This window comes from Arthrobacter sp. CDRTa11, from assembly GCF_026427775.1.
Classification (GTDB): Bacteria; Actinomycetota; Actinomycetes; order Actinomycetales; family Micrococcaceae; genus Arthrobacter.
Genome location: NZ_CP044532.1, coordinates 2,674,141 through 2,699,956 on the forward strand (window position 1 = coordinate 2,674,141; position 25,816 = coordinate 2,699,956).

Annotated in this window: 22 protein-coding genes; 6 read left to right on the plus strand and 16 right to left on the minus strand. The window is 63.1% G+C overall.

Going from position 1 to position 25,816, the window contains the following annotated elements; translation table 11 throughout:
- The first annotated feature begins 23 nt into the window (after window positions 1–23).
- Window positions 24–452 (plus strand): hypothetical protein, encoded by a 429-nt coding sequence (locus F8G81_RS11955; RefSeq protein ID WP_267274959.1) that lies wholly within the window; start codon window positions 24–26, stop codon window positions 450–452.
- Between the two features lie 142 nt (window positions 453–594).
- Window positions 595–2,088: an MFS transporter gene (locus F8G81_RS11960; RefSeq protein WP_267274960.1), complete on the plus strand. Its 1,494-nt coding sequence runs from the start codon at window positions 595–597 to the stop codon at window positions 2,086–2,088.
- Window positions 2,089–2,233: 145 nt separating this feature from the next.
- Here F8G81_RS11960 and F8G81_RS11965 read toward each other — a convergent pair whose 3' ends face one another.
- The 10 genes from F8G81_RS11965 to F8G81_RS12010 all read right to left on the minus strand — a co-directional run bounded on the left by F8G81_RS11965 (window position 2,234) and on the right by F8G81_RS12010 (window position 15,582).
- Window positions 2,234–3,763, minus strand: a complete 1,530-nt coding sequence (locus tag F8G81_RS11965) for an SLC13 family permease (protein ID WP_267274961.1) — start codon at window positions 3,761–3,763, stop codon at window positions 2,234–2,236.
- 73 nt (window positions 3,764–3,836) lie between these two features.
- Window positions 3,837–4,952 (minus strand): alcohol dehydrogenase catalytic domain-containing protein, encoded by a 1,116-nt coding sequence (locus tag F8G81_RS11970; protein ID WP_267274962.1) that lies wholly within the window; start codon window positions 4,950–4,952, stop codon window positions 3,837–3,839.
- Window positions 4,953–5,234: 282 nt separating this feature from the next.
- The gene (locus F8G81_RS11975) at window positions 5,235–6,716 is read right to left on the minus strand and encodes an NAD-dependent succinate-semialdehyde dehydrogenase (RefSeq protein ID WP_267274963.1); all 1,482 of its coding nucleotides are present in this window, start codon (window positions 6,714–6,716) and stop codon (window positions 5,235–5,237) included.
- Window positions 6,717–6,787: 71 nt separating this feature from the next.
- Entirely contained in the window at window positions 6,788–8,560 is a 1,773-nt protein-coding gene (locus F8G81_RS11980; RefSeq protein ID WP_267274964.1) for a thiamine pyrophosphate-dependent enzyme, read from the minus strand.
- A gap of 52 nt (window positions 8,561–8,612) precedes the next feature.
- Window positions 8,613–9,290: a 4-carboxy-4-hydroxy-2-oxoadipate aldolase/oxaloacetate decarboxylase gene (locus F8G81_RS11985; RefSeq protein WP_267274965.1), complete on the minus strand. Its 678-nt coding sequence runs from the start codon at window positions 9,288–9,290 to the stop codon at window positions 8,613–8,615.
- Window positions 9,291–9,292: 2 nt separating this feature from the next.
- The gene (locus tag F8G81_RS11990; protein WP_267274966.1) at window positions 9,293–10,204 is read right to left on the minus strand and encodes an ABC transporter substrate-binding protein; all 912 of its coding nucleotides are present in this window, start codon (window positions 10,202–10,204) and stop codon (window positions 9,293–9,295) included.
- Window positions 10,205–10,227: 23 nt separating this feature from the next.
- Window positions 10,228–11,259 (minus strand): amidohydrolase family protein, encoded by a 1,032-nt coding sequence (locus F8G81_RS11995; RefSeq protein WP_267274967.1) that lies wholly within the window; start codon window positions 11,257–11,259, stop codon window positions 10,228–10,230.
- Window positions 11,256–12,839 (minus strand): FAD-binding oxidoreductase, encoded by a 1,584-nt coding sequence (locus tag F8G81_RS12000; protein WP_267274968.1) that lies wholly within the window; start codon window positions 12,837–12,839, stop codon window positions 11,256–11,258. Before F8G81_RS12000 ends, F8G81_RS11995 begins: the two co-directional genes overlap by 4 nt.
- Complete coding sequence (locus tag F8G81_RS12005; protein WP_267274969.1) at window positions 12,836–14,620, minus strand: FAD-dependent monooxygenase; 1,785 nt, start codon at window positions 14,618–14,620, stop codon at window positions 12,836–12,838. The genes F8G81_RS12000 and F8G81_RS12005 overlap by 4 nt, the downstream gene beginning before the upstream one ends.
- A gap of 119 nt (window positions 14,621–14,739) precedes the next feature.
- Window positions 14,740–15,582: an IclR family transcriptional regulator gene (locus tag F8G81_RS12010; RefSeq protein WP_267274970.1), complete on the minus strand. Its 843-nt coding sequence runs from the start codon at window positions 15,580–15,582 to the stop codon at window positions 14,740–14,742.
- Window positions 15,583–15,728: 146 nt separating this feature from the next.
- Here F8G81_RS12010 and F8G81_RS12015 point away from each other — a divergent pair, with 146 nt between their 5' ends.
- Both F8G81_RS12015 and F8G81_RS12020 read left to right on the plus strand, forming a co-directional pair.
- Complete coding sequence (locus tag F8G81_RS12015; RefSeq protein ID WP_267274971.1) at window positions 15,729–16,862, plus strand: alcohol dehydrogenase catalytic domain-containing protein; 1,134 nt, start codon at window positions 15,729–15,731, stop codon at window positions 16,860–16,862.
- Window positions 16,855–17,460, plus strand: coding sequence for a cupin domain-containing protein (locus tag F8G81_RS12020; protein WP_267274972.1), 606 nt, complete (start codon window positions 16,855–16,857; stop codon window positions 17,458–17,460). Before F8G81_RS12015 ends, F8G81_RS12020 begins: the two co-directional genes overlap by 8 nt.
- 47 nt (window positions 17,461–17,507) lie before the next feature.
- On the opposite strand, the gene F8G81_RS12025 is transcribed toward F8G81_RS12020, so the two are convergent.
- On the minus strand, window positions 17,508–19,679 hold the full coding sequence (locus F8G81_RS12025) for a glycogen debranching N-terminal domain-containing protein (protein ID WP_267274973.1): 2,172 nt from the start codon (window positions 19,677–19,679) through the stop codon (window positions 17,508–17,510).
- A gap of 210 nt (window positions 19,680–19,889) precedes the next feature.
- Between F8G81_RS12025 and F8G81_RS12030 the strand changes: the two genes are divergently transcribed.
- Window positions 19,890–20,711 carry an IclR family transcriptional regulator gene (locus F8G81_RS12030; RefSeq protein WP_267274974.1) on the plus strand — a complete coding sequence of 274 codons (822 nt, stop codon included), beginning with the start codon at window positions 19,890–19,892 and terminating at the stop codon, window positions 20,709–20,711.
- A gap of 35 nt (window positions 20,712–20,746) precedes the next feature.
- Here the strand turns inward: F8G81_RS12030 and F8G81_RS12035 are convergent, their stop codons facing one another.
- From F8G81_RS12035 to F8G81_RS12055, 5 genes are all read right to left on the minus strand, one after another.
- The gene (locus F8G81_RS12035; protein WP_267274975.1) at window positions 20,747–21,505 is read right to left on the minus strand and encodes an ABC transporter ATP-binding protein; all 759 of its coding nucleotides are present in this window, start codon (window positions 21,503–21,505) and stop codon (window positions 20,747–20,749) included.
- Window positions 21,502–22,527, minus strand: coding sequence for an iron chelate uptake ABC transporter family permease subunit (locus F8G81_RS12040; protein ID WP_267274976.1), 1,026 nt, complete (start codon window positions 22,525–22,527; stop codon window positions 21,502–21,504). The genes F8G81_RS12035 and F8G81_RS12040 overlap by 4 nt, the downstream gene beginning before the upstream one ends.
- Window positions 22,520–23,527: an ABC transporter permease gene (locus F8G81_RS12045; protein ID WP_267274977.1), complete on the minus strand. Its 1,008-nt coding sequence runs from the start codon at window positions 23,525–23,527 to the stop codon at window positions 22,520–22,522. Before F8G81_RS12045 ends, F8G81_RS12040 begins: the two co-directional genes overlap by 8 nt.
- 20 nt (window positions 23,528–23,547) lie before the next feature.
- Window positions 23,548–24,489: a siderophore ABC transporter substrate-binding protein gene (locus F8G81_RS12050; RefSeq protein WP_267274978.1), complete on the minus strand. Its 942-nt coding sequence runs from the start codon at window positions 24,487–24,489 to the stop codon at window positions 23,548–23,550.
- A 187-nt stretch (window positions 24,490–24,676) separates the two neighbouring features.
- Window positions 24,677–25,279: a TetR/AcrR family transcriptional regulator gene (locus F8G81_RS12055; RefSeq protein ID WP_267274979.1), complete on the minus strand. Its 603-nt coding sequence runs from the start codon at window positions 25,277–25,279 to the stop codon at window positions 24,677–24,679.
- Window positions 25,280–25,536: 257 nt separating this feature from the next.
- On the opposite strand from F8G81_RS12055, the gene F8G81_RS12060 reads away from it, so the two are divergent.
- Window positions 25,537–25,782, plus strand: coding sequence for a hypothetical protein (locus tag F8G81_RS12060; protein ID WP_267274980.1), 246 nt, complete (start codon window positions 25,537–25,539; stop codon window positions 25,780–25,782).
- Window positions 25,783–25,816: the final 34 nt, after the last annotated feature.

Sequence of the window (25,816 nt, forward strand, 5' to 3'; positions counted from 1 at the left end):
TACAGGCCGCCGGGACCGGGGAAATGACGACGACGCCGGGGCGGGCCCGAGCCGGCAGGCCCGTCCTGCATCCGCGGTTATGCGCCATGGTGGTGGCGGGCTCCAGTGCCGTGCATCTGTGGCTTGCCGCCACGAACCGGCATGGCGCCTGGCTGGGTGCCCTCATGCTGGTTCTTGCGGTGGTCTGCCTGCCCTGCGTTGTGCACATCTGGGGGCACAGCAGGGTGGGCGCCCTCCGCAGGGTGATGGCCTGTGCTCTCTGCATGGTTGCCCTCCACGGGCTGCTGCTGGCCGGCAGCGGTGCAGGCGGCCACGCGCATGGCCGTGTTCCGGCGTCGGACGCTGCAAGCGTCAATGGCGCCGCCGGACTCCTGCTGGTCATCGCCCTGGAAATCACGACGGCGTTGCTCGCCGCCACGCTGCTGGCCCGCCTTCGGCGCATACTGCCGTAGGCATAAACAGTTGGCATAAACAGTCAGAATATGTCGGCATAAGCAGTCGCTATAAATAGAAGTCCGAAGGCCACCCAAACTGCGGTAATTGAGGACCGGGCAACCCTGTCCGCACGTCCTGGTTCTCAGTACACTGGGACGCATGACCGAGCAGGAACCGGCCCCGCGCAGGGCCGCTGCGGATTCAGAAAGCAGTGCAGGCCACCCCGAGGATTCGGCCTTCGCCTCCACATCTGTGGAGGACGGGGAGGCCCCTGGCCTGGTTGACCCGGACGCCGTCGACACGTCCTTGCGCAGTACGCAGGAGCGGTCCCGCACCTTCACCGGGATTCTGGTGAACACCGCCCTGGCGAACATCACCACCAGCTATCTATGGTTCGCCCTGACCTTCTGGGTGTACCTGGAGACGCGCAACGTGATCGCCACAGGGGTGGTTGGCGGCGCATACATGCTGTTGATCGCCCTTTCCAGCATCAGCTTTGGCACCTTTGTGGACCGCTACCGGAAGCTTGCTGTGATGCGCTTCGCCGCCGCTTTCACGCTGGTGATGTTCGTGCTGTCCGGGGTCATGTTCCTGCTGACCCCCACCGCACAGCTGCTGGATCTGACCCAGCCGTGGTTCTGGATCTTCACGCTGATCATCCTGGTGGGCGCTGTCGTGGAAAACATGCGCAACGTGGCCCTCTCCACCATCGTCACCATCCTCATCGAGCCGGACCGGCGCGCCAACGCGAACGGGATGGTTGGCATGGTGCAGGGGCTGGCCTTTATCGTCACCTCAGTGCTCTCGGGGCTCTCGATCGGGCTGCTGGGCATGGGCTGGACCATTGTTGTCGCCGTGGTGCTCACCGTACTGGCCTTCGCGCACCTGCTCTTCCTGCGCATGCCGGAGGAAGTACGGGTTGCCGCCACGGACGCGCACGGCGCCTTCGACCTGCGCGGTTCCATCGCCGCGGTGTTGGCCGTTGCCGGGCTGTTTGCGCTGATCCTGTTCTCAACGTTCAACAACTTTATTGGCGGCGTTTACATGGCGCTGATGGATCCGTATGGGCTGGAGATGTTCCCCGTGGAGATCTGGGGAGCCGTCTTTGCGCTGGGGTCCACCGGCTTCATCATTGGCGGCGCGCTGGTGGGCAAGTTCGGGCTGGGGCCCAACCCGTTGCGCACCATGCTTCTCGCTGTGGTGGTGATGGGGGTCCTCGGTGCTGTCTTTACGGTGCGCGAATGGGCGTGGCTGTACATCGCCGGCATCTGGCTGTACCTGGTCCTGATACCCGTTGTGGAGGCGGCCGAGCAAACGGTCATCCAGCAGGTGGTGCCGCTTCAGCGGCAGGGCAGGGTGTTCGGGTTCGCCATGGCGTTCGAGTCGGCTGCAGCGCCGATTACCTCCTTCCTGATTGCGCCCATCGCGCAGTTCTGGATCATCCCCTACGCGCGGTCCGCCGACGGCGCGGCCCAGCTGGCACCGCTGCTGGGCGAGGGCACCTCCCGCGGCATCGCCCTGGTGTTCCTGATCGCCGGGATCATCATGGTGGTGGCTGCGTTGCTTGCCTTCCTGACCCCGGTGTACCGCCGGGTTTCGGCGTCATATGCGCAGGCGGCTACAGACGCGAAAGCGACAACGGACACTGTTTGAGCGCCATTAATCAGCGCAGGATGTGCCGGGATGACGAACCGCCGAGCGGCAAACAATAGCGGGAAGGCACCAGATGAAGTAGGAGGGGAGGCTTTTAGCCTCCCCTCCTTTCCATCGGGTTTTCGGTCTTGGCTTCCGGCAGCGGCTATCCGCCGGCGAATACCAGGGTGGCGAGCGGGTACCCGATCACGACGATGCTGAGGGCGGACACCAGGGTGGCATACACGCCGTACCGTACAACGGCTCCCGGCTTGACCCAGGGATCGCCGAAGATCAGGGCAACCGATGCGAGGGATGACGGCAGGGCGAAGCCCATCTGCGCTGCCAGGATCACCAGCGTGCCGACCAGCCTGTTGTCCACACCCAGCACTTCGGCAAGGGGAACGCACACCGCGACGAACATGATGATCACAGGAACATGGTTGGCCACGTTGGTGATGAACGCGATCGCCAGCACCATTACGAGCATTACCAGGAGCGGGCTCATACCGGAGGCGAAGAGCGGACTGAGGGCGCCCACCAGGAAGGTGTTCAGCCCCACCGCATCCTCGGTGAGCAGCGTGCCAAAGAGCATCGCGCAGGCCACCAGCGAGATGACGCCCCACGGGACGGTGCGGAGCGCCGACGTGTGATCCAGGAGTGGTTTGCCGTCAATGCGCAGGAGCATCAAAAGGATGACGCCGAAGAGTGTGGGGACAATCAGCGTGATCTCGTCAAAGAAGGTGACGATGCCCGCTTGCGGATCGATGAGGCTGACGAGCCCCGGCAGGATCCAGGTGATGACCACCAGGGAGAAAATGACTGCCGTGGCCACTTCACGGCGGCTTAGCGGTGTGGCGTTTTCTGTGGCCAGTTCGGCGAAGTCCACGTCGTTGAAGCGCTCCATGCCCGGCTTAACGACGTAGCGGAGGAACAGGATAATGAGGCAGGCTGCGACGACGCCCACCGGAATGCCTACCAGCATGTACTCGACGAATCCGATCGAAGCACCTCCCGAAGCTCCGGTAAACACACCCAGGCCGATGAGTGTAACGGGGTGCGAAATCGGCGTGATGGCGAATGCGATGTTGATTAGGAACGTGCAGCCGATGATCACCACGAGCGGATACTTCTCGCCGTAGGTGTATCCGAGCTTGCGGAAGACGGCATTGAGGAGGGCGATCATAAACACCAGCGTGGGAATGAGGTCAAGGAACATGCCCAGGAAGAACGCGCAGGCGAACAAGGTGTACGTGAAAGCCCAGGGGCTTCGACGCGCCCACCGCCGGGAGAGGAACCAATCGGCGATCCTGCTGGTCAGGCCCGATTCATTGAGGGCGTAGGTCAGGAGCAGGCTGCCGATCACAAAGGCCACCACCCAGTTGCCCACCGACTCCTGCAGCGACTTCCAAATTCCGTGAAGCGCTGCCGGCTCCATGACTGAGTTGATAAAGAAGGCGCTCAGCGCGATGCCCAGGACGCTGGGCCACACCAGGTCAACGGTAGTCCAGAGGTAGAGGGTTCCCACGAAAACACCCACCACCGCCATGCCTGTGGGTGTCAGGGGAGCCGGTGCGGGGAGCAACGAAATGACCGCCATCAGGGCCAGGCCGATGAGCGTGTTCAGAAGGTAGGACGATTTGGTGCGTGGAGTGGGTGCTGCTGTCTCGGTACGCCGGAGCGTTGTTGGAATCATCATCGGGTCCTTTACAAGTTGTTCCGGATCACATCGACGTGATCCGGGAGGCGTGGCAGTTGAGGTCCGTCAGTTAGGACGGGGAAATAATGAAATTGCTGAATCCGCCGTTGCGGGCCGATATGCCGGAAATGGCCTCATTGACTTTTTCCAGCGGGAAAACGACGTGCTCAAAAACTGAAAGGTCCACGGCGCCCGAGCCGGCCATGTCAGCCATCGCCTGGCCCTCGCCGGCGCTGAACCAGCACGATCCGATCAAACGCAGCTGCTGGTCCATCATGTGGTGCACATCAATGGGGACCAGGCCGGCCGTGGCCCCGATGTTGACTGCCACGCCGCCACGCCGGAGCGATTTCAGCCCTTCATTGAAGATTTCGTGGTCAGCGCCCGGACCCAGCGCGTCGATGTGAACGTCGACGCCTTCGCCGGTGACGGACTTTACCCAGTCGCTGACGGGCCCATCGGACAGGGAATGAGTCCGGATTCGGTCCGGGGCCAGGGCCTGGACCTTCTCCAGCAGTTCCCGGTTGCGCCCGGTACCCAGCACGGCCGGTGCCCCCATGGCCAGGGCAAACAGGGCAACGCCCAGGCCAAGGGTTCCGCTGATCCCGTTGATCAGCACTGTGGTGGTGGAACCGACTCCCGCTTTGCGGAGGGCCGCATAGCCGGTTCCCAGGTAGCCAAGCCGTGCCCCTGTTTCAAAGCCCACGTTTGCCGGAAGCTTTACCAGCGAATACTGGGGGGCAATCATGTACTCCGCCAGTCCGCCGTAGGGATACCGGTCCAGCATCATTCCGCTGGTGGGCGTCAGGCCAAAGTATCCGGCGAACGCGAAGTTCTGGCAGTGCATCCGGTTGTTCGAACGGCATTCGCGGCAGGAGTCGCAGTAGCGGCCCGGGTTGACATAAACGCGGTCTCCCGGCTTGAAGCCCTGCACGCCGGGGCCAACTTCATCCACGACGCCGGCAGGGTCCAGCCCGAAGATGGCCGGAAGGGCGGGCAGCGGATTCTGCGGAAACCAGGTGGTCCAGTTCCGCAGCACATTGGCCAGGTTGGGGACAATGTTGCAGGCCTTGATCCTGATACGTACGTCCAGGGGTCCGGGGGATGGAAGAGGTACCCGTTCGAGGGTCATCGGGGCAGAGACGTCGTGCATCCGGGCTGCCAACATCGTTGTTGTTTCAGTCATGTCTGGTCCTAGAGAGAAATCAGGGTGCGCGGAAGTGCCGCGCCAAGATAAATCGGGGAGGAACTGCGGGGATTCCCAACGATGCAGGAAGTCCGTTGCAATGTTCTATAAGTTTTGCTGGTCACAGAGTGCGTCACCATCGCTTTCCCACTGGACGGGAAAGATGTTCAGGCCCTGAGGCGGCCAACATCAGCGCACAGCAAAAGGGACGGGGCGGCCATTGACCGCCCCGTCCGCAGGTGACTCTGCACACCGTCGAAAGTCAGGGCATTTCGGTGTGGACTAGCTGGTGTAGGGGTCGTTGATGCCGATGTATTGGGTGGTGGTGTATTCGGCGATGCCTTCGGAGCCGCCTTCGCGGCCGAGGCCTGATTGCTTGACGCCGCCGAAGGGTGCTGCGGCGTTGGAGATGACGCCGGCGTTGAAGCCCACCATGCCGAATTCGATCTGTTCGGCCACCCGCAGGAGCCTGTTGAAGTCCCGGCTGTAGACGTAAGAGGCGAGGCCGTATTCACTGGCGTTGGCGAGCCTGATGGCGTCTTCTTCGGTGCTGAAGGTGGTGACGGGGGCGACGGGGCCGAAGATTTCCTGGCGGAGGATGGCGGCGTCGTTGGGGACGTTGGCCAGGACGGTGGGGTGGTAGAAGTAGCCGGGGCCGTCTACGGGTGCTCCGCCGGTGACGGCTGTTGCTCCGGCGTCGACGGCGGCTGCCACGAGGGCGTGCACGTCGTCGCGGGCGCCGGCGTCGATGAGCGGGCCCACCTGGCTGTTGGGGTCGGTTCCGTGGCCGGTGGTCAGGGCGCCCATTGCGGCGGCGAATTTGGCGGTGAATTCCTGGGCGACGGATTCGTGGACGAGGAACCTGTTCGCGGCGGTGCAGGCCTCTCCCATGTTCCGCATCTTGGCAGCCATGGCGCCTTCGACGGCCTTGTCGACGTCGGCGTCTTCGAACACTATGAAGGGCGCGTTTCCGCCCAGTTCCATCGAGGTGCGGAGCACGTTCTGTGCGGCGTCGGCCATCAGTCTTTTGCCCACCGGGGTGGAGCCGGTGAACGAGACCTTCCGCAGCCGGGAATCCTTCAGCAGTGGCCCGGAGATCCCCGACGCGGAGGATGATGGCACGACGTTCAGGACGCCGGCGGGCAGGCCGGCGTCGAGCATGGTCTGCGCGAAGTACTGGGCGGTCAGCGGGGTGAGCTTGGCGGGTTTGAGGACCATGGTGCAGCCTGCGGCGACGGCCGGGGCGACTTTGCGGGTGGCCATCGCGAGCGGGAAGTTCCAGGGCGTGATGAGCAGGCAGGGTCCGACGGGTTTGTGCTGGACCAGGATCTTGTTCTTGCCCTCGGGTGTGGTGAGGTAGCGGCCGTAGTCGCGGACGGCTTCTTCGGAGAACCAGCGCAGGAACTCGGCGCCGTAGGTGACTTCGCCTCGGGCTTCGGCCAGGGGTTTGCCCATTTCCAGTGTCATCAACAGGGCGAAGTCCTCGGCCCGTTCGGTGACCAGGTCAAAGGCACGGCGGAGAATCTCCGCCCGAACCCGGGGTGCGGTCCTGGCCCAGGATGCCTGCGCTGCGTCAGCCGCGTCCAGCGCGGCGAGGGCGTCTTCGCTGGTTGCGGAGGCGAGGGTGGCGAGCACGTCACCGGTTGCGGGGTCGTGCACGTCAAACGTGCCGCCGTCGGACGCGTCCCGCCATTGCCCGCCGATCAGCAGGCCGGTGGGCACGGTGTCCAGCAATTTCAGTTCGTTAAGTACGGGGACAGACATGTTTTTCCGTTCATAAAAGGGGAGTCAGGAGGTGGAAAGCAGCTGCAGGCCGGCTTCCTGCCGCGGTGCCTTTAGTAGGCTCTAACCCTTTGCTCAACCACCAGGTGGATGAGCGCGAACCTCTGCTCTTCATCGATGGCGCTGAGGGCCGCTTCGATGGCGGCGGGGATATCGGCGTCGCGTTCCACCTTTATTCCGAAGCCGCCGAAGGCCTGCGCCATGAGCGCGAATTCCGGGTTTTTCAGCTGGGTTCCGGAGACCCGTTCGGGGTAGTGCCGTTCCTGGTGGGTGCGGATGGTCCCGTATTCCTGGTTGTCCATCACGATGACCAAAGGAGTGGCTCCATACTGCGCGGCGGTGGCTAGTTCCTGGCCGTTCATGAGGAATTCCCCGTCGCCGGCGATGGTCACCACGCGCCTGCCGGGGTATTCCAGGGAGGCCGCGATGGCGGAGGGAACGGAGTAGCCCATGGAGCCGTTGCGGGCGCTGATCATCGAGGCATAACGCTGGGTAGGGAAGTAGCGGTGTGCCCAGTTGGTGTGCTCCCCGGCGCCGAGGGTAACCATCGCGTCGGCAGGCAGCGTGGGCACGAGGTTGGCCATCAGCGTGTCCATCCGTGCCGGACCGGCCGACGGCGTCGCCGGCGGGAGCGCGGCGAAGGCAACCTGCTCGGCCCGCATCCTTCCTGTCCAGGCTTTCCACTCTTCTTTCACCGGAAGCTGGATCTTGGCAAGGTCGCGGATGAACACGTCGGGTTTGGCCACGATCTGATAGGAAACGGGGCCGGAGCGGCCCCGGAGGGAGGGATCGATGGTGACGAGGAAGTTCTTTTTGTTCCAGTCCTGGCGGCACAGGAATCCGTCGGTGATGACGTCGCCGGGGACGGTGCCAACGAAGATGAGCAGGTCGGTTTCTTCCAGCAGGTCGTAGGTGGGGCGGGGCCGGCCGTAACCGATAGGACCAACGTAGGAGGGGGAATCGAATGGAACAGTACCCTCGGTGCGCCACTCTGCGGCGGCAGGGATGTGGTGCTTTTCCAGCCATTCGGTGAGCTGGTCGGCGCCTTCCTGGGTCCAGTCGTTCCCGCCGGTGACAAACAGTGGCTTGGTTGAGGCGGCAAGGGCTGCGGAAAGGGCGTCTGAATCGGTGCCTGTCATTCCGCCGGTTGCCACCGGGATGGGCGGGTGCGGCGTCGGATCAATCTGTTTGCGGATGACGTCCTCGGGCAGGCCGATGACCACCGGGCCGGGCCTGCCGCTCATGGCGGCGAAGAAGGCCTCAGCGACGATTTCGGAAGCACGCTCGGCGTGGTCCAGGACCATCACACGCTTGGCGCCGGTGTCGAACCAGGCTTTGATGTCGAATTCCTGGAACGCCTCGCGGTCCCGGTGCGCGAAGGGTATCAGCCCCACAAACAGGACCATGGGCGTGGAGTCCTGCCAGGCGGTGTGCAGGCCGACGTGAGCATTGGCGGCACCGGGTCCCCGGGTAACCATCGCGACACCCGGCAGTTGGTTCATTTTCCCGTCGGCTTCCGCCATGTAGGTGGCTCCGCCCTCGTGGCGGCAAACAATCGTTTCGATGTCCGAGCCGTGCAGCCCGTCCAGGACGTCAAGGAAGCTTTCGCCCGGAACGATATGGGTGCGCTTGACGCCGTGGGCCACCAGGGCGTCAACGATGACGTGCCCTGCAGACTTCGTTGCCGGGGCGGCCGTACGGGGTGATGCGCTTCCTGTGCCCGTCGTTGTTTGAGGCGCTGTTTGGGGCGCTGTTTGGGCCGGCAGGGCCGGGTCGGGGGATAGGGACGCAACTGCGCCGCTTGAGGTTTCTACCTGTGATGTCATCTGAAATTTCCGTTTCCTTGTTCGCAAGCGAACGTGGGATAAGTGGGGTCGGCTAGCGAAGGTACTGCAGGCCCTTGGCCTCAAGGCGGGTGCGCATTCCATTCACCACATCCAGGCTCAGGAGTCCCTGGGCATAGAGGGCGCGCTTCTCTTCCTCAGCGGCCTCCCGGCGCAGGCCTGCTTCAAGGACAGCAGCGGCATCCTCCCGGCGGACAACGCAGATACCGTCGTCGTCCGCGACGATGACGTCGCCTGGAGTGATGAGCTGGCCGCCGCACACAATGGGAACCTGGACGTTGGCCAGAGTCTCCTTGACGGTGCCCTGCGCGCTGACCGCCTTGCTCCAGACGGGAAAACCCATACTCCTGAGTATCGCGACGTCCCGGACGCCTGCATCGATGACGAGGCCGCGGACGCCGCGCGCCATGGCGGACGTTGCGAGCAGATCTCCGAAATACCCGTCGTCACACGGCGAGGTGGGTGTCACCACGAGGATGTCCCCTGGCTGTGCCTGCTCGAGTGCCACGTGGATCATCCAGTTATCGCCCGGGGCAACCTCGCAGGTGACAGCCGTGCCGGCAATGGCGGCGTCCGACTGGCGGGGCTGCAATCGCGAGTGGAGAAGTCCGGAGCGCTCCTGGGCCTCGTGTGTTGTGGCCACTCCCAGCCCTGCGAAGGCCGAGGCGATTTCGGATGGGGTCCGTTCAATGGTGTTGATGACGCGTGCCATGGTTATGCCCCTACCGTGAAGTTGCTGTCCACGACGCCGCCGGCGTTGGTCCTGTCGGAGTCCTGGAGAAGGCCGGAGCCGATCATGACGTCAATCGTTGCCTCTAACGCAACGGGAGACACCCGGAGCCCTGCCGGCCACATGCCGAGGTCGCGGGTGTACTTCAGGCCGCGGGCGGCGAGCTCTGCGTCATCCGGTGTGGTGAGGCGCTGGTAAATGGGCAGCGTGACGGAGTCGTTGGCAGGGTCGTTGACGAAGTCATGGGCTTCGGACAGGGCCGAGACAAGGTCCTGCACCAGCTCGCTGTTTTCACGCAGCCAGTCTTCATTGCCGATGATGGCAGCAAAGATGATTTCGGGAATAACATCGGCAACTTCGCCGAGCAGGTTGTAGCCGGACCGTTCCGCCAGGAAGTTCCAGGGTGCAGGCTGCGGGGCGGCGTCGATCCCGTTTTCCTGCAGGGCAGTCCAGCGGGTGGTGTGCACGCCCGCGAGGACGAAACTGTAATCCTGGGGATAGCTGAGGCCGGCTTCCCGGAGCATCAGCTGCGTGTAAATGGCGGTGCCTTCGGTAAGCGATGACGTGCCGATCCGCTTGCCGCGCAGCTCCTCAAGTGTCCCGATGTCCGCCCGCGCCACGAGTGACATCGGGAGGCGTTCGGAGTTGGAGCCGACGATGCGCAGCGTGCCACCGGAGACGAAATCGGCGACGGCCCCTTCCGGTGGGGTGATCGCAAGGTCTGCTGTTCCTTCACGCACGGCCGCCGTCGCTTTATCGACTGAGCCCAGCCGCATGTATTCGATGCTGATTCCATGCCGGGCGAAGATTCCCTGCTCGTCGGCGACGAATACGGGCAGCCAGTTGAATCCCTGGGCGGCCCCTGCAAAGCGTACTTTCTTGAATGAATTGCTCATGTGTCCTCCGTGTGTCATGGGGTTTACCGCCCTTGGGCGGCGAGTCGGGCATCGAGGCGGGGGTAGATCCGGCGGGCATTTCCGCCGAGGACGGCCTGACGTTCCTTATGGTCAAGGTGCAGGGCTTCCACGTACCGCTTGGTGTCGTCAAATGGGTGGCCTGTTTCCGGATCGTCAGCTCTGACCGCGCCAAGCAATTCCGAGCCGAACAGGATGTTTGAGGGGTCAATGACCGAGAACAGTGCGTTGATACCCTCCTGGTGGTAGACGCAGGTGTCGAAGAAGACGTTGCGCATCAGGTGCTCAGCCAGTGGCGGCTTGTCGAGCATGATTGACAAGCCGCGGTAGCGCCCCCAGTGATATGGAACGGCGCCTCCACCATGGGGTATCACCAGGCGCAGGTTGGGATGCCGCTCGAAGAGGTCCCCGGCCAGCAGTTGCATGAACACTGCGGTGTCGGCGGCCAGGTAGTGTGCCCCGGTGGTGTGGAGCGCCGGAGAACACGAAGCTGAAACGTGGATCATCGCCGGAACGTCGAGCCGTTCCATGGCATCCCAAAGCGGGTCCCACCAGAGGTCTGTCAGCGGCGGTGCGGACCATCGTCCCCCGGAGGGATCCGGATTGAGGTTGCACCCCACGAAGCCGGCTTCGACGCAGCGTTCCAGTTCGGCGATGACCGGCCCCAGTCCTCCTTCGACAGTCTGAGGGAGCTGGCACACGCCGGCGAAGTTCTCCGGGAAGAGGTCGCAGATCCTCGCGATCGTGTCGTTGGACAGCCGGGCCCACTCGTTGGCCGCGTCCTGCCCGGGTACGTGGTGGCCCATCCCCGCTGCCCGGGGCGAAAGGATGGTGACATCTGAACCCCGTTCGCGCTGCAGCCTCAGCTGGTTGGCCGTAATGATCTCCCGCAGTTCATCATCGGGAATTCCACCGTAGGGGTCCGGAGCCTCCCCCCGGCCCTCGGCGTGGGCGATCTGCTCGGCACGGTAGGCGTGGAAGTCAGCCGGCTCAGTGGTGAAGTGGCCGTGGCAGTCTATGGTCAGTGTCTGTGTCATCTGGGGTCCTTCGAAGTATGGGTTCCGGCTTGGCCGAAGTTGGTTGGCCAGATGCCATGCCTGCCGGGGGAGAGGATCCCGTCGGGATCGAGGGCGTCCTTGATCTGGGTGGCCACACGCCGGTAGATGTTGTCGTTGAAGCTGTACTCCGCGGCGGCCAGGTCCATGAATTCCAGGTGGGGGCGGCTGTCAGCAATCCCCAGCTTTCCGAGTTCGAGGATCAGGCTGCGGGCCAGGGCGAATGCCGAGCGGGTGGAGTTTTCATCCGTCCTGTCGTAACGGACGCCGGCTATCACCACTGCAGAACGTTCCCCTGTGACCATGATGCCGGCGCCGAAATCGCGGCCGGCGGCCTTGAACTCCCGCCGCAGAACATCGATGACGCCGCGCATCGCAGTTCCCTGCAAGGGCACCACGGGGGATACGTCAACATGGGCGATGTTGGGTGGAGTGTTCTCAATGGCCTTCAGTGTTGGTTCGCCGGCCATGATTTGCTCGGCGGATGACTCAAGTTGGTTGTACTCGTCAGGCGAGTACGTGCGTCGGGCCTCTACCCGGCCACTGGGGATCGCCTCCCAGGCCTCACGGATCCGGCGCACTTTCGCATCTACGATTTCCGGTGCACCCCAGACAGCCGCGCGTGCTGCCCAGGCACCAACTCCCGCACGGAACCCGATCTCGTGCAGCTCTGAGTCCGTAAAAGGGTGCTCCTGCCCTGCAACCGGTGCATCGCGCAACATATGGCATGCCCGAAGAGTGGAGTACAGCGCCGGCATGCCTTCCAGGTGCCCGGCAAGGCGGAGCTCACGGATGGTGTCGATGGCAGCCTCGAAGTCCGCCTCGTCGTCGATGGCAAGGAGCAAGGGTGCAAAGGATTCCGGCCGGCGCGTCAGCCAGATGCCCATCCTGGTGACGATCCCGAAATTCGACTGCACGAACATCGGTTCGAGGTTTGGGCCCAGGCTTCGCTTGTAGGTGTGCCAGGCAGGGCTGGAAGGAATTGCGCCTTGCCCCGTGCGCAGGATGGCACCGTCCGGCATCACGACTTCAAGGCCGGCGGCCAGCATGTAGTCTGCGCCGTAGCGCTGGTACGTGTGGCCACCGTCCATGGTGTTGCCCACGATGGAGCCCCAGCCAAGGTCGGGACAGGGTGTGGCGAGATCGTAACCCTTGCTGCGTACGGCGTCGTGCAGATCGAACCAGGTCACTCCGGGCTCCACCACTGCATAGGCGAGCTCTTCGTTGATTTCAAGGATCCGGTTCATGCGCTGGAAACCAAGCTGGATGGACCCCCGGACTTTCGGGGACGCACCTCCATGGCCCAGGTTGCGCCCCTGGCTGTGGGGCCAGACCGGAACGGCGTAGCGCCGTGCGATCTCCAGGATTCCCTGCACCTGTTCGGTGGTGGTGGGCTGTACAACGGCTGACGCCGCGTAGGTTTCATCCCCGGTGAGCCAATAATCGTCCTTGAAGTCGTCGATCCGGGTCCGTTCGACGTGGACGGCATCCTGTCCCAACAGTGCGGCCAGTTCCTGCGCCATCGCGTCGGGGATCGTCGGCAGGGCCTCGGGTTTGCTCACGGGACATTCACCATGGGGGCCTGATGGCTTAAGTCCGAGATGTTGACTCCGAGGATGGCCGTCAGGGCCTCGGACAGCGCCTGCTGGGCCCCTTCTCCAACCGAATGCACGGAGCGCCACGCGATGACGCCGTCGGGACGCACCAGCAATGCCCCGTCTTCATCCGTCCCGCGGAGCTTGTGCCACGCGAAATAGAGGTCTTGCGAGTCCGGTGCACCGATGACCTTCGCCCGCACGCGGGGGTGCCCGAGCCCGACGACTGCCTCCACCCATGCTCTGCCTGACGGCCCGGTTAATAGGGTGAAATAGCCGTCGCCCACGAGATCCAGCGTTGAGACCCTGTGTCCGGAGGCGTCCACAAGCCAGGCGTGGGGGAGTTTCGCGCCTGGACGGCTTGAGGCCTGCGCGTATAGTTCCTTGTCGCGGGCCCACACCTCGGGCTCATCGGTGTCCGGAACCACTGCCCCGGATTCGTAGCGGTGGTTCATCTCCACGCCCTGGGCATTGAACTCGTAATTCCTGAGCTCCAGGGCGCGTGCAAGTTCTGCTCTGGCAGCTTCTCCGTCCGCGGTAGGGGCTGTCAGTTTTTCGAGACCCGACGGACCGCCGGGACGCTCTGCCGCGAATGCCTGCTTCAGGGGAGCAAACTCCCGCCGCGACTGGTTCGCGCGCTCAACGATTTGCCGACCGATCGGTGCCCGTTCCTCGGTGTAGGAGTCCAGCAGTGACGGGGCCGCATCGCCCTTGATGACGTAGGCAAGCTTCCAGGCCAGGTTGAATGCGTCCTGGATGCAGGTGTTTGAACCGAGCCCGTTGGTCGGGGGATGGCGGTGGGTGGCGTCCCCTCCGCAGAAGATGCGGTTGTTTGAGTAGTAGGGCGCGTAGGCCTCGTTGACGTACCAAGGCCCTACCGAGGTGATTTCCGGCTCGAAGCCGGGGTCGCCGATGTAGGCCTTGATCCGGGTCCGTGCTGTCTCAAAGCTGAGGTCAGGATCTCCTTGCGAGATGTCGAACCCCCATCCTGCGATCCAGTTGTCCCAGGGCCGCACGGCCCGCAGAAGCCCCAGGCCGATTTCACCAACGGCTGCCTCCTGGTTGACGATCCAGTTCATGATCGATGGCCGGTGCGCCACGTACTTGGAGAGGTCGCCACGGAACTGGGCGTACACCGTGCCGGCACGCGCCAGGACGCCCTCGATGGGGATTCCGGCATCCTGGGCCACTTGGGACCGCGCCCCGTCGGCACCCACCAGGTAGCGGGTGCGGTGCTGGTAGACGCGCCCGCTGGGGCGGTGTTCAAGCGTAACGGTGACACCGTCGTCGTCCTGCACGCTGGAGCGGTAGAGGGTGTTGAATTCGAACGATGCACGCCGCTTCGCCGCACTGTTGAGGATAATCGGCTCCAGGTCCGACTGGGGGATGTCCACCATGGAGCAGGGACTGGATTGACGGTAGTCTCCCTGCCGGTCGTCTCCGGTTCCGTAGCTGCTAAGACGCGCGATCTCCGGACCCGCGAGACTGGTCATGAACTTTGTCTCGCCCATGAGGTTCCACGGGGTTGCCTGCTGCTTCACCTCCTCCTCGATGCCCAGGCTGCGGAGCACTTCCATGGCACGGAGGTTGGTGATGTGCGCCCGTGGAGTGTGGGCCAGCCAGTTTTCCCTGCTGACCGCCAGTGTGCGTATGCCGTATGTCGCGAGCGCAAGCGCGGTCGTCGCGCCCATCGGACCTGTGCCGACCACCAGCACATCCGAGTCAAACGGCGAATTTTCGAGTGTCATGTGCATCCTTCATTGGAGATCATTTCGACGTCGTAGGGCAGTAGGGCGCCTCCGTGATGCCCCTGCGCATATGCGTGCGCCGCGGCATCACGGGAAGTCATCCCAAATTGGGGCAGTAATCAGCCCTGTGAATCACCATCATCAGGAGTCATTCCCAATGCCTGGTTCCGCTCAATGTGGACCCGCGAGAGCGCTGCAGCAGCGTCGCGGACGGCGGCTGCGTAGCGTTCGAGCTCCTGCTTGCCACCGCGCTCACTGGGGATGACCAGGGAGATGGAGGCGAGAACAAAGCCGTCGGCACCGAGGACCGGCGCCGCCACTGCACAGACGCCTGGCTTCCATTCCTCGTTGTCGAAAGCGACGCCGGCAGCGCGGACCTCCCGCCATTTCGCCCGCATGGAATCCACTGTGACTCCGGCGGGCATGGCTTGTGAGAGGGAAGCATAGCGCGCGTCCCAAAGCATCTCGGGCGCGAACGCCACAAGGACCTTCGCGTCGGCCGACATCAGCCCGTGGACCACCATGCCGGCCGAGGTGAACGGTTTGAAATGGCGCTCCGTTGTGACGAGGTCAAGGGACAGTGTTCCCTCGTGGCCCCATACCGAAAGGAGGGCGGATTCAGTGGTGCTCTGGGCCAGCCTTTCGAGGTAGGGCCGGGCTTCGCTGACGAGGACACTGGCCGACGTCTTCGCGTACAGGCTTTGAAGCATTCGCGGACCAAGGGCGTAGTTGCCTGCCACGTCCTGCTCCACCCATCCGAGCCGTTCCAGCGTGAGCATCAGGCGGCGCACAGTCGCCTTCGGCAACTGGGATTCCTCCCGCAGTTCACGCAGCGTCCATTCCGGCCGTTCCGTTGAAAAGAGCCCCAACAGGTAAAGGCCGCGCTCGAGGGTGCCAAGGGGTGCGGCCTCTCCGGCCTCACCTGCCAGGAAAGCCCTGCTGCTGGTAGTCGAGGTCTCCACTGTCTCTCTTCCCCTTTCAACGAATCCGATGTTATGCTCCTCACTGAGTTCATTCACTGAACCTAAGAGATTCACTGAATGAACCGTAGCAGTTACATCGAACGATGGCAACGGATTGCGTCCGCACCGGATCAAAGGAGATCAGAATGACAATGACTCAGACAATGACAGCGGCCCGAATGCATGCCGTCGGCGAACCGATGGTGATTGAAGAAGTACCGCTGCCGATACCTACCGGCGCGGATGTCCGGGTGCGTGTTCACAGCTGCAACATCGTGCCCAACCTCGCCAACATCCTCGCGAATTGGACCACCTGGTTTCCGCAGAACCCGTTGCCGGCGCTTCCGGCCATCTTTGGGCTGGATCCGGCGGGCGTTGTGGAAGCCGTAGGCCCGGACGTCCGGGAATTTGCGCCCGGCGACCGTGTTTACGTCAATCCGGGCCGATCCTGCGGTGCCTGCAAGGAATGCCGGAGCGGGAAGATCATGCACTGCCAGCATTTTGCTTTTGCGGGCTACTTCGGGCTGACGCCCACCTCGGGGCAGATGCTGGACCGGTACCCCTATGGCGGCTTGGCCGAGGCCATGCTTGCTCCTGCAGGTTCATTGGTCCGCTTGCCGGACAACCTCAGTTTCAACCGGGCCGCACGGTTCGGATACCTCGGTACCGGCTACGCAGCCTTGCAAAAGGCTCGCCTGGAACCAGGCAGCAGCCTGCTGATCAACGGAATCAGCGGAACCCTCGGACTCGGCACCGCATTGTTTGCCCTCGCCCAGGGCGTAACCACCATCCTGGGAACGGGCAGGAACCGCGAGCTCCTCGAGCGGGTGCGTGCCATTTCCCCGGAACGGATCCAGGTGTTCTCCACGGATGATGGCCCCATCGATGAATGGGTCCGCCGGGTAACCGACGGTGGAGTGGACGGCTATATCAGCGCCCTCGGACCGAATACCCCGCACGCTCCCTTCCTCGAGGGTCTTCGGTCGTTGCGCAGGGGCGGCCGCGCCGTCAACGTCGGTGCAACGGCCGGCGACGTCCCCGTCGATGTTCATCACCTGATGGACCAGCAGCAATCCCTGATCGGATCCTGCTGGTTCTCGCCCGGCGAAGGCCAGGAGATGGCGGCCCTTGCCGGTTCAGGTGCCGTCGATCTGTCGGTGTTCGAAGATGTCGTCTTTGGCCTCGAGGATGTCAATGACGCCATCAACGGTTTGGAAAACCGCAATGGAGGCTTCAGCAATTACATCGTCTCGCCGACCGGTGGGCGGGAGCATGTCTGAACCGCTTCTTGTTGACGCGATCCAGGGGAGGGACCACAACCACTTTCAGGGCGCAGACGGGCAGGCTTCGGCCGTGCGTCGGGTTGTCACAGGTGTCTCCACCCACGGTGAGCCACAGATCGTAAGCGACGGTCCACCGCCCCGCTCCAGGGCACACGTGGCGGTTCCGGGCATGGTCAATTCCGTCGTCTGGGCGACGGCGGCGCCCCCGGAGTCCGGGTACCGTGACCTCACGCCGGACCTCGTCACTCTTGTTCCGGGTGCCGGGGAAACGGTTGCCCTGCTGGTCACCTTTCCTCCGGATACCGTGTTCGCGGACCCGCTCTTCGACGGCCCGAAAGCGGCGCGGGAACAGATGGAGATCACACCTGGCCTCGCTGAACTGTTCGAGCAGGACAATCCAGGCTTCCATACGACTCCCACCGTCGACTATGGCGTCGTGGTGAGCGGTGAGGTCGTGCTTGACCTTGGATCCGCAACAACTGTCCTGCGGCAGGGCGACATTATCGTGCAGAACGGAACGAGACACGCATGGCGGAACCATACCGATCAGCCGGCGACTGTCTTCTTCGTGTTGATCGGAAGGAAGCCGGCGTAAGCCCTCCTGGTGCCTGTCGGCAACGGGTGCCCGGCCATGACGTGCAGCTAGCCGTTGAGCCCGGGCACCCTGTTCCGGCGAAGTACTTCCAGCTCGGAAAAGTTGTCCAGCGGAGGGCGTGTTCCCCTGTAGTGCACCATTCCTTCGGGCAATCCCTTGACCGTTGCCTCCTTGCCGGAAATGTCGACGGTAACCCGCGCAGTACCCACCGGTGCATTTGACCCATGCATGGCGCCCCAGGATTCCGGCAGCACGGGATCCATCCACAGCCCGCCCAAGGAGACATGGGCCTCATAGCGCAGCAGGCTTCGGAGCAACATCACCGGGGCAGCAGAGGCCCATGCCTGGGGAGAGCAGGCCGTGGGGTAGGGCAGTGGCTCAGGGCACTTGTCGCGGCTGAACCCGCAGAACAGCTCCGGAAGCCGGTTGTCCGTATATTCGGCCGCCTCCAACAAAGCAACGGACAGGGTCTGGGCCTCCTCGACGAACCCGTAGCGCATCAGGCCGGCCACGATCAGCGCATTGTCATGTGGCCAGACTGAGCCGTTATGGTAGCTCACCGGGTTGTACGCCTTCATGTCGCTGGCCAGGGTACGTACACCCCAGCCGCTGAACATCTCCGGAGACATGAGCCGATCGGCAACCTGTTGCGCCTTGTCGGCGTCGACGATGCCGGACCACAGGCAGTGGCCCATATTGGAAGCGCAAGCATCAACCTGCCGCTTATCCCGGTCAAGGGCGATGGCGTAGTACCCGCGGTCGGGCAACCAGAATGCCTCGTTGAACCGCTCTTTCAGCCGTGCCGCGCGGTCCTGGAGCTCCGCGGCCAACTCGCTGTCACCGGCATCATGGGCCATCCAGGCACGGGCGATGTAGGCGCTGTAGACGTAACCCTGAACTTCGCACAGCGCAATGGGAGCCTCCGCGAGGCGGCCGTCGGCAAAATTGATTCCGTCCCAGGAATCCTTCCAGCCTTGGTTAATCAGGCCTTGGTCGTTGAGGCGCTCGTACTCGACGAACCCGTCACCGTCACGGTCGCCGTAGTCCCGGATCCAGTCAAGGGCACGGTCCGCATGGGGCAGCAGCGCGGCGATGTCCTCCGCGGAGACGCCCCAGCGGGAGACTTCGCCCATCAGTGCCACGAACAGGGGCGTTGCGTCGGCGCTGCCGTAGTAGGCGGATTTGCCGCCAAGCGCCAGGCCCGTCCCGACGCCGAACCGCACCTCGTGCAGGATCCGCCCCGGTTGCTCTTCCGTCAGGACGTCCTCCACCGTCCCCTGCCGGTCGGCCAGGGTCTGCAGCGTTCCGAGGGCCAGGGACGCGTCGAGCGGCAGGATCATGGATGAGGACAGCAGTGAATCCCGCCCGAACAGTGCCATGAACCACGGCGCACCCGCGGCGGCAACCATGCGGTTGGGATGATCCGGATCCACGATTCGCAAGGCCCCCAGATCGGCGTGGCTGCGCATCATGGTTCGCTGCACGGAAGGATTTCCCATGGTGACATCAGGGATAGTTCTGGCCCAGGCCTGCTGCCGCCTGTCCTGGGGAGAATCCGAGGCCACACCCGGATGGAAAGGATGCCCGTCCGCGGATTCCCCCAGTTCGGGCATCACCGAGGCCCGGACGCTCCACTCGCCTTGGGCAGGAATGACGGTGCTGAACAGCAGGCCATCAGTGCTGGCCTCGCAGCCGGGTGCCCGCACAATGACATCCTTCTTCACCCCTTGCCAAAGCGCCTCGATCCTCAGCGCGCCGTCCTCCGCCCGGCGTGTCTGTGCCCACTGCCGATGGAAACGCCCGTCCTTCACTTCAAAGAGGTCAGCGAAATCCGCATCGGCGGAGAGCACAACCTCACAGGCGGCCGGGTGCGGGGAGTAATTGTAGATAGCGATGTCCTCCAGTATTCCGGCGCCCAACTCCCGGTTGCGGACTACTGTCAGGGGGCTGTCGGCCCTCCCATCGGCGCGAACTCCCCGGCCAATGTAGGTTGCGCGAAAGGGTGAAGGAGTCCATGCCCCCAGCGGCTCCAGCTCCTGGCCATTAACCGTGAGGCACCAGCGGGACAGGATTCTTGTGTCCCTGTGGAAAACACCATGGGGATGATGGGCGAAGATGTCTCCGTTCTGCAACGAAATGCAAAAGGATGAACCCTCTACAAGTGTTACAGCTCCCAGTCCCGTAGAACCGGCAGCATTGTCCGCATTCCATCCGGCCATCCTGGCCCCCTTTGTAGAACGCCGCGTCATCGCATCAGATTGACTGAATCTACGCCTCACAACGAACGCGCGCCAGATGATCTGCAGCGCTCGTGAATCGGATAATCCGTCGTGGAGTACGACGCCGCAACGTCCGTGAGGAGGACCGGCGCGGTCTGAGGATCTAAGATCGCATTGGGGGAAAACGCACTCCCTCGAGAGGAAAATGCAATGGCTGGAAACAGCACCCACCCCGGGCTGTCAGTGGTCAGCAAGGCCGTAAACATCTTGGGAGTCTTCTCGGAAGAGCGCACGGAGTTGGCGCTGTCAGACCTGGCGCGGGCAACGGCCATGCCCACCAGCACCGTCCATCGCCTGGTCCAGGAGCTGGTGGAATGCGGAGCCCTGGAGCGAACCGCTGCCGGCCGCTACGTCATCGGCCTGCGGCTGTGGGGTATTGCGGCCCGTTCACCGCACAATTACGCCCTGAGTGACGCGGCGACGCCCTACATGCAGCAGGTGCTGTCATCAACGCATGGCCATGTCCACCTGGCTGCGCTGCACGGACACGGCGCACTGGTCCTGGAAAAGCTGTCCTGGCCCCATGCCGAGAAGACCATCTCCCGGACCGGGAGCAAAATGCCGCTGCATGCCAGCGCTGCCGGACTGGTCCTACTCGCGTATGCCCCCAGTGCGTTTCAGGAAGCTGTGCTGGCGGCTCCCCTGAATGCCTTCACGCCTCAGACCACAACAGATCCGTTTGTTCTCCGGAGACTGTTGGCTGTGATCCGGCAGGAGGGGGTGTCCAGGAGCATGGAACAGCTTGTAGCGGGCATGGATGCCTGTGCAGCGCCGGTCTTCTGGCCTGATCAACGGGTAGCCGGAGCCATAGCCGGCATCGCGGCGACGGGAACCTACAAAATGGCGGACATGGAGCGTGCCGTCAGGAAGGCTGCCAAGGGTCTCACGGACTTCCTGGCTACCCCCGAATCTGCTGTGGGCTCACGTGCATCGTTCCACGCCGGGCTGCGGCCGATGGCCCACACGGATTGAACCCGCCCGAAATGATGGTTCCCAAGAGTCAGTTCTTAGGCGAAGTAGACGCCAATGCGGTTGCCGTCGATCTCTTCGATCCTGATGTCGATGTCATAAACATCCTGGAGCATGGAGCCGTGCATGATGTCCTGGGGGCTGCCCTGATGGATCAGGCGCCCGTCCTTCATGGCCAGGATCGTATCGGAGTAGCAGGACGCAAAATTGATGTCGTGGACCACCAGGACAATGGTCTTGCCCAGCTCGTCAGCCAGCCGGCGCAGCAACCGCATCATTTCCACTGAATGCTTCATGTCCAGGTTGTTCAAGGGTTCATCCAGGAGCAGATATTCGGTGTCCTGCGCCAGGACCATCGCGATGTAGGCACGCTGCCGCTGGCCTCCCGAGAGTTCGTCCACGAACCTGTCTGCCATGGCGGTCAGATCCAGCTGCCGGATCGATTCCTCCACCACTGCCAGGTCCTCCACCGTGGGACTGCCGCCGGTATGCGGGAACCTGCCAAAAGCAACCAGGTCGCGGACCGTGAGCCGCATGGTCAGGTGGTTTTCCTGGCGCAGGATGGCCATGGTCCGGGCGAGCTCCCTGCCCGGCGTGCTGGCCACGTCCAGGCCTGACACGGTTACTGTGCCACTCTCCAGCGGCTGCAGCCGACTGATCAGTGAAAGCAAGGTGGACTTTCCGGCACCGTTCGGGCCGATGATCGAGGTGATGCCGCCGCGGGGAATAACACAGCTGACGTCGTCGAGGACCTGCTGGCCTCCGTACGCCTTGGAAACGTTCCGGATGTCAATCATTGGCGTGTCCCGGTCATTTTCAGGGAGCCCTTCAGGAGGAGGAAAAGGAACAGAATGCCGCCGGTGAACTCGATGACCACACTGAGGGCGGTGGCGAAGCCGAACACGCGCTCCAGCACCACCTGGCCGCCCACCAGCGCGATGACGCCGATGAGCGCCACTATCGGGAAGAGGCGGGCGTGACTGAAGCCACGGCACAGCTGATAAGCAAGGCTGACTACCAGCAGGCCAAAGAACGTCACAGGACCAACCAAGGCAGTAGAGACGGCCACCAGGAGTGAGCAGGCCAGCAGGATACGCATGACTGCGCGCCGGTGGTCCACGCCCACATTAATGGCGATCTCCCGCCCCAGGGCCAGCACGTCCAGAGTATGGCGGGACTTCCAGACACCCCCGCACACAACGGCGATGATCACGGCGGAGACTCCCAAAAGCGAGGGCTCCACGTTGTTGAAGCTCGCAAAAAAGAGATCCTGCAGGATGGTGAACTCGCTCGGCTCCATCAGCCGCTGAAGCAGCGAGGAAAGACCACGGAAGAGGCTTCCCAGGATGACACCCACCAGGAGAAGCAAGTGCAGGGAACGCGTTGCGCCGGTGAACATCCACCGGTAAAGCAGGGCACTAAAGGCGACCATGAGGACCACCTCCAGCCCGAACCGCAGGGAAGGCGGGGCGGCCACCACCGTGGCCGCCCCCAGAGTGAAGGTCAGCACGGTCTGCAGCAGGATAAACAATGAGTCGAAGCCCATGATGGATGGCGTCAGGATCCGATTGGCCGTGACTGTTTGAAACAGCAGCGTGGAAACGCCCACAGCCACAGCCACCAGCAGCATGGCGGCCACCTTGAGGCTCCGCCGGGTCAGCACGTAGCCCACGTTGCCTTTGAGGTCGCTGAAGAGGAAATATGCGACGGCGGCAAGGGCCGCGGCAAGCAGGATTCCTGTCACGAGCCGCGGTGACAGGTTGCGCAGGGCACGGGCAGGCCTGCCCGGTACCTGCCGGACTGTAGCTGTATCAGGCATTGCGTTTCCTCAGGATCAGGAACAGGAACAGGACGGCCCCCACCACGGACATCACCACACCCACCGGGACTTCATAGGGGTACCTTATGGTCCTGCCGATAACATCGCAGACGAGCACGAACCCTGCCCCGAACAGGGCAGTCCACGGGACGGCCCTGCGCAGATTGTCACCGAACAGCAAGGAGACGATGTTGGGCACCACCAGGCCGAGGAAAGGCACAGCACCCACTGTCGTGACAACCACGGCGGCGATCAGCGAGACAATCACCAGGCCCAGCCGCATGGTCCGCGCGTAGTCCAGGCCAAGATTGGTGGTGAATTCCTGCCCCATCCCGGCCACTGTAAAACGGTCCGCGGCCAACAGTCCCACCAGCGTCAGGATGGCGACGATCCAGAGCAGTTCGTACCGGCCGCGGAGGACTCCGGAGAAGTCGCCGATCATCCAGTTGCTCAGCGTCTGGAGAAGATCGTAACGGTAGGCGAAGAAAGTGGTGACGGCGGCAATGACGCCGCCCAGCATGATGCCCACGAGCGGGATGAGGAGTGTGTTGCGGGCGGGCAGGCGGCGCAGGATGGCCAGGAAAAGGCCGGTTCCCAGCACGGCGAATATGCTGGCAACGCCCATCGTCAGCAAGACCGGGGCTCCCGGCAGGAAGACAGTGACCACCAGGATCCCCAGTGTGGCTGACTCAACCGTTCCCACCGTGGACGGCTCCACAAACCGGTTTCGCGCCATGAGTTGCATGATCAGGCCGGCAACGGCAACTGACATCCCGGCCAGGGCCACCGCGAGGGTGCGCGGGACCCTGGAAACCCAGAAGACATCTGCTGTGGCGGAATCCCCGCTGAGCAGGGCAGGCAGGGACACATCGCTGACCCCAACGAACATGCTTCCAGCAGCCAATGCCAGGACAACGGTGGCGACCGCCGCCAGGCTCAGATGCTCGCGGGTCCGGCCGCCCCGCACCGCTGCTTCCGCAGGCCGGACCGTGGTGGACATGGGATGGTCAGTCAGTCGGCTCAGGAAACTGAGGCGGCGACAGCGTCCACCATGGTCCTGATGTTGTTCAGGCCATAGCCCACGACGTACCAGCCGGCGGGGTCCAGGTTGATGATCCTGTTGTTGTGGGCCGCGTTGGTGGACTGGACCAGTTCGTTCTCCAGCAAGGGGTTGGAGGCTGCGGCCGTCGAGCCGATGGCCGTATCGCGGTTGATGACGTAGAGGATGTCCGGGTTGGCCGCTTTGATGTACTCAAAGGAAACGGCCCGGCCGTGTGCTCCTTCAAGCTTGATATCCGCGGCGGCGGGCACTCCCAGGACGTCGTGGATGAGCCCGAACCGTGATCCGGCGCCGTAGGCTGTCACCTCGCCACCGGAGGTCAGGACGATCAGTCCCTTACCGGCGTCGGACGCTTTGGTTTTCGTCACAGCGATCGTTGCGTCCACGGCAGCCAGCTTGGCTTCGACCTCTGCTTCTTTCTTGAAAATGGTCCCCAGGGTTTTCGTTTGGGACTTAAAGCTTTCCATCGGCCCGGCGGCGTCAATGGACAAATCGATGGTCGGGGCGATCTTGCTCAGCTCTTCGTAGGCCCCCGCGGTGCGGCCGGAAATGATGATGAGGTCCGGGGCTCCGGCACTGACGGCCTCGAAGTCAGGCTCTGTGGGGGATCCGATCTTGGTGTACTTTGCATCGGAGTACTTTCCGAGCGCCTCCGGGTAGCTGGCCTCGGGCACGCCGCTGGGCTCCACGCCCAAGGCGTCAAGGGTGTCCAGGACCCCGAGGTCGAAGGTGAATACTTTTGTGGGATTCACCGGTATGCCGGAGGTGCTTCCTTGCACGTGGTCAATGGTGATGGTGCTCGCATTGGACGTGGCGGCTGCATTGCCGCTGCACGCGGACATGGCCAGAAGGGCCGCCCCGGCCGCAAGGGCCGCAAGGCACCTCGAGAGCTTCTTCGTCACGTCGGATTCTCCAGTCAGGTAAATAGGTCACAGAGGTGTTGCCTAATGGCTGTGACTCTATGGGCAAGGAGAGGCTAAGTTCAAAACAAGTCGGGCGCTTTTCGGCGTTTTGTGGGTTAAATCACAGAAGCGCACGACGGCGCCCCGAACGTGCGCTTCATACCGCCTGCCAGGGATCCGGGGAAGGTTATTTGCCGTGTGTTACCCGGGCGGAATCGCGAAGTGCGGACAGGATATGCCGCACCATTTGCCCGGCCGTGTTGACCTCAAGGTAGACCGCGATGCCGCCGTACGTCAGGTCCAGGATCATTCCGCCGAGATCCGTGTCGCTTATTTCCGGGTGGCCGCTTGGGAAGAGTTTACTGCGGAGGAGATGTCCTATCTGTTCCCACTGGCTGGTGAAAAGCTGGCGCTGACTGTCAGTCAGCGTGCCATCGCGTTGCGCCCGCCGCAGCATTTCGATGGCGATGATGCCCCACTTTTTTTCGCCCGCCCGTGCATCGCTCCACTGGGCAACGACGTCGATCACCTCGCCGGGATCATCGATTCCATTGAGCAGCCGGGTCAGATCCTTGACATCGAAGCCGGCATTTCCTTCGAGCATCTGTTGAAGAATGTCTTCTTTGGAGGAGAAATTCGAGTAGAACGCGCCTTTGGAGAACCCTGCTTCCTCGGCGATGCGCTCTACGGAGGCGCCGTCGTAGCTGTAGCGTGCCACCACGTCGCCTGCAGATCGGAGGAGCTTCTCCCGAGTCAGTGCCTGGCTCTGTTCCCGTGTCAGCCGCGCCATCGATGCCCCTTAGATATTCGTTCAGTCCAAGTCTGTCTAACACTAGTATGCGAGCCTGCCCGGCCGGATTTAGCAGCTGGTTGCCGCGTCCCTGACAGCCTGTGCTTGAAACACACTTGGCCTTCAGCAGGGCATTGACGCCCCCCTCCCATCGAGATACGATCAGGTATCTGAATTCTTAGTGGAATGTCAAATCGTTGTCCTTTCCGTAAGCCCCGGCCCAGGGAAGAGGCCCGCAGAGTTTCAATGGAGGAGCTATGTCGTTACCAGCAGCAGGCAACCCGGCCCGGGACCTGTACCGCGGCCTCGATCCGCACCCGCGGTTGCTTTCGCTGCCAAGCCAGTGGGCGGACGGAATGACCCGCGAGGAGGCCTATTTGCTCTGCCCGGAGGACTCCTATGTCGAGTACTACGGAAACCAGTGGCTGATTGTGCCATTCGAACCGGTGGAACAGCCGCACTTCTTCGTCTGCCGGCCGGAGGACCACGTACTTGTCGCATGACGTCGCGACGGGTCGCCCATCAGTGCTCCTGCGT

Excerpts from the sequence above, each read along its gene's own strand:
- F8G81_RS11955 (WP_267274959.1), top strand. The coding sequence starts at position 24 with ATGACGACGACGCCGGGGCGGGCCCGAGCCGGCAGGCCCGTCCTGCAT.
- F8G81_RS11960 (WP_267274960.1), top strand. The coding sequence starts at position 595 with ATGACCGAGCAGGAACCGGCCCCGCGCAGGGCCGCTGCGGATTCAGAA.
- F8G81_RS11965 (WP_267274961.1), bottom strand. The coding sequence starts at position 3,763 with ATGATTCCAACAACGCTCCGGCGTACCGAGACAGCAGCACCCACTCCA.
- F8G81_RS11970 (WP_267274962.1), bottom strand. The coding sequence starts at position 4,952 with ATGACTGAAACAACAACGATGTTGGCAGCCCGGATGCACGACGTCTCT.
- F8G81_RS11975 (WP_267274963.1), bottom strand. The coding sequence starts at position 6,716 with ATGTCTGTCCCCGTACTTAACGAACTGAAATTGCTGGACACCGTGCCC.
- F8G81_RS11980 (WP_267274964.1), bottom strand. The coding sequence starts at position 8,560 with ATGACATCACAGGTAGAAACCTCAAGCGGCGCAGTTGCGTCCCTATCC.
- F8G81_RS11985 (WP_267274965.1), bottom strand. The coding sequence starts at position 9,290 with ATGGCACGCGTCATCAACACCATTGAACGGACCCCATCCGAAATCGCC.
- F8G81_RS11990 (WP_267274966.1), bottom strand. The coding sequence starts at position 10,204 with ATGAGCAATTCATTCAAGAAAGTACGCTTTGCAGGGGCCGCCCAGGGA.
- F8G81_RS11995 (WP_267274967.1), bottom strand. The coding sequence starts at position 11,259 with ATGACACAGACACTGACCATAGACTGCCACGGCCACTTCACCACTGAG.
- F8G81_RS12005 (WP_267274969.1), bottom strand. The coding sequence starts at position 14,620 with ATGACACTCGAAAATTCGCCGTTTGACTCGGATGTGCTGGTGGTCGGC.
- F8G81_RS12015 (WP_267274971.1), top strand. The coding sequence starts at position 15,729 with ATGACAATGACTCAGACAATGACAGCGGCCCGAATGCATGCCGTCGGC.
- F8G81_RS12020 (WP_267274972.1), top strand. The coding sequence starts at position 16,855 with ATGTCTGAACCGCTTCTTGTTGACGCGATCCAGGGGAGGGACCACAAC.
- F8G81_RS12025 (WP_267274973.1), bottom strand. The coding sequence starts at position 19,679 with ATGGCCGGATGGAATGCGGACAATGCTGCCGGTTCTACGGGACTGGGA.
- F8G81_RS12030 (WP_267274974.1), top strand. The coding sequence starts at position 19,890 with ATGGCTGGAAACAGCACCCACCCCGGGCTGTCAGTGGTCAGCAAGGCC.
- F8G81_RS12035 (WP_267274975.1), bottom strand. The coding sequence starts at position 21,505 with ATGATTGACATCCGGAACGTTTCCAAGGCGTACGGAGGCCAGCAGGTC.
- F8G81_RS12040 (WP_267274976.1), bottom strand. The coding sequence starts at position 22,527 with ATGCCTGATACAGCTACAGTCCGGCAGGTACCGGGCAGGCCTGCCCGT.
- F8G81_RS12045 (WP_267274977.1), bottom strand. The coding sequence starts at position 23,527 with ATGTCCACCACGGTCCGGCCTGCGGAAGCAGCGGTGCGGGGCGGCCGG.
- F8G81_RS12055 (WP_267274979.1), bottom strand. The coding sequence starts at position 25,279 with ATGGCGCGGCTGACACGGGAACAGAGCCAGGCACTGACTCGGGAGAAG.
- F8G81_RS12060 (WP_267274980.1), top strand. The coding sequence starts at position 25,537 with ATGTCGTTACCAGCAGCAGGCAACCCGGCCCGGGACCTGTACCGCGGC.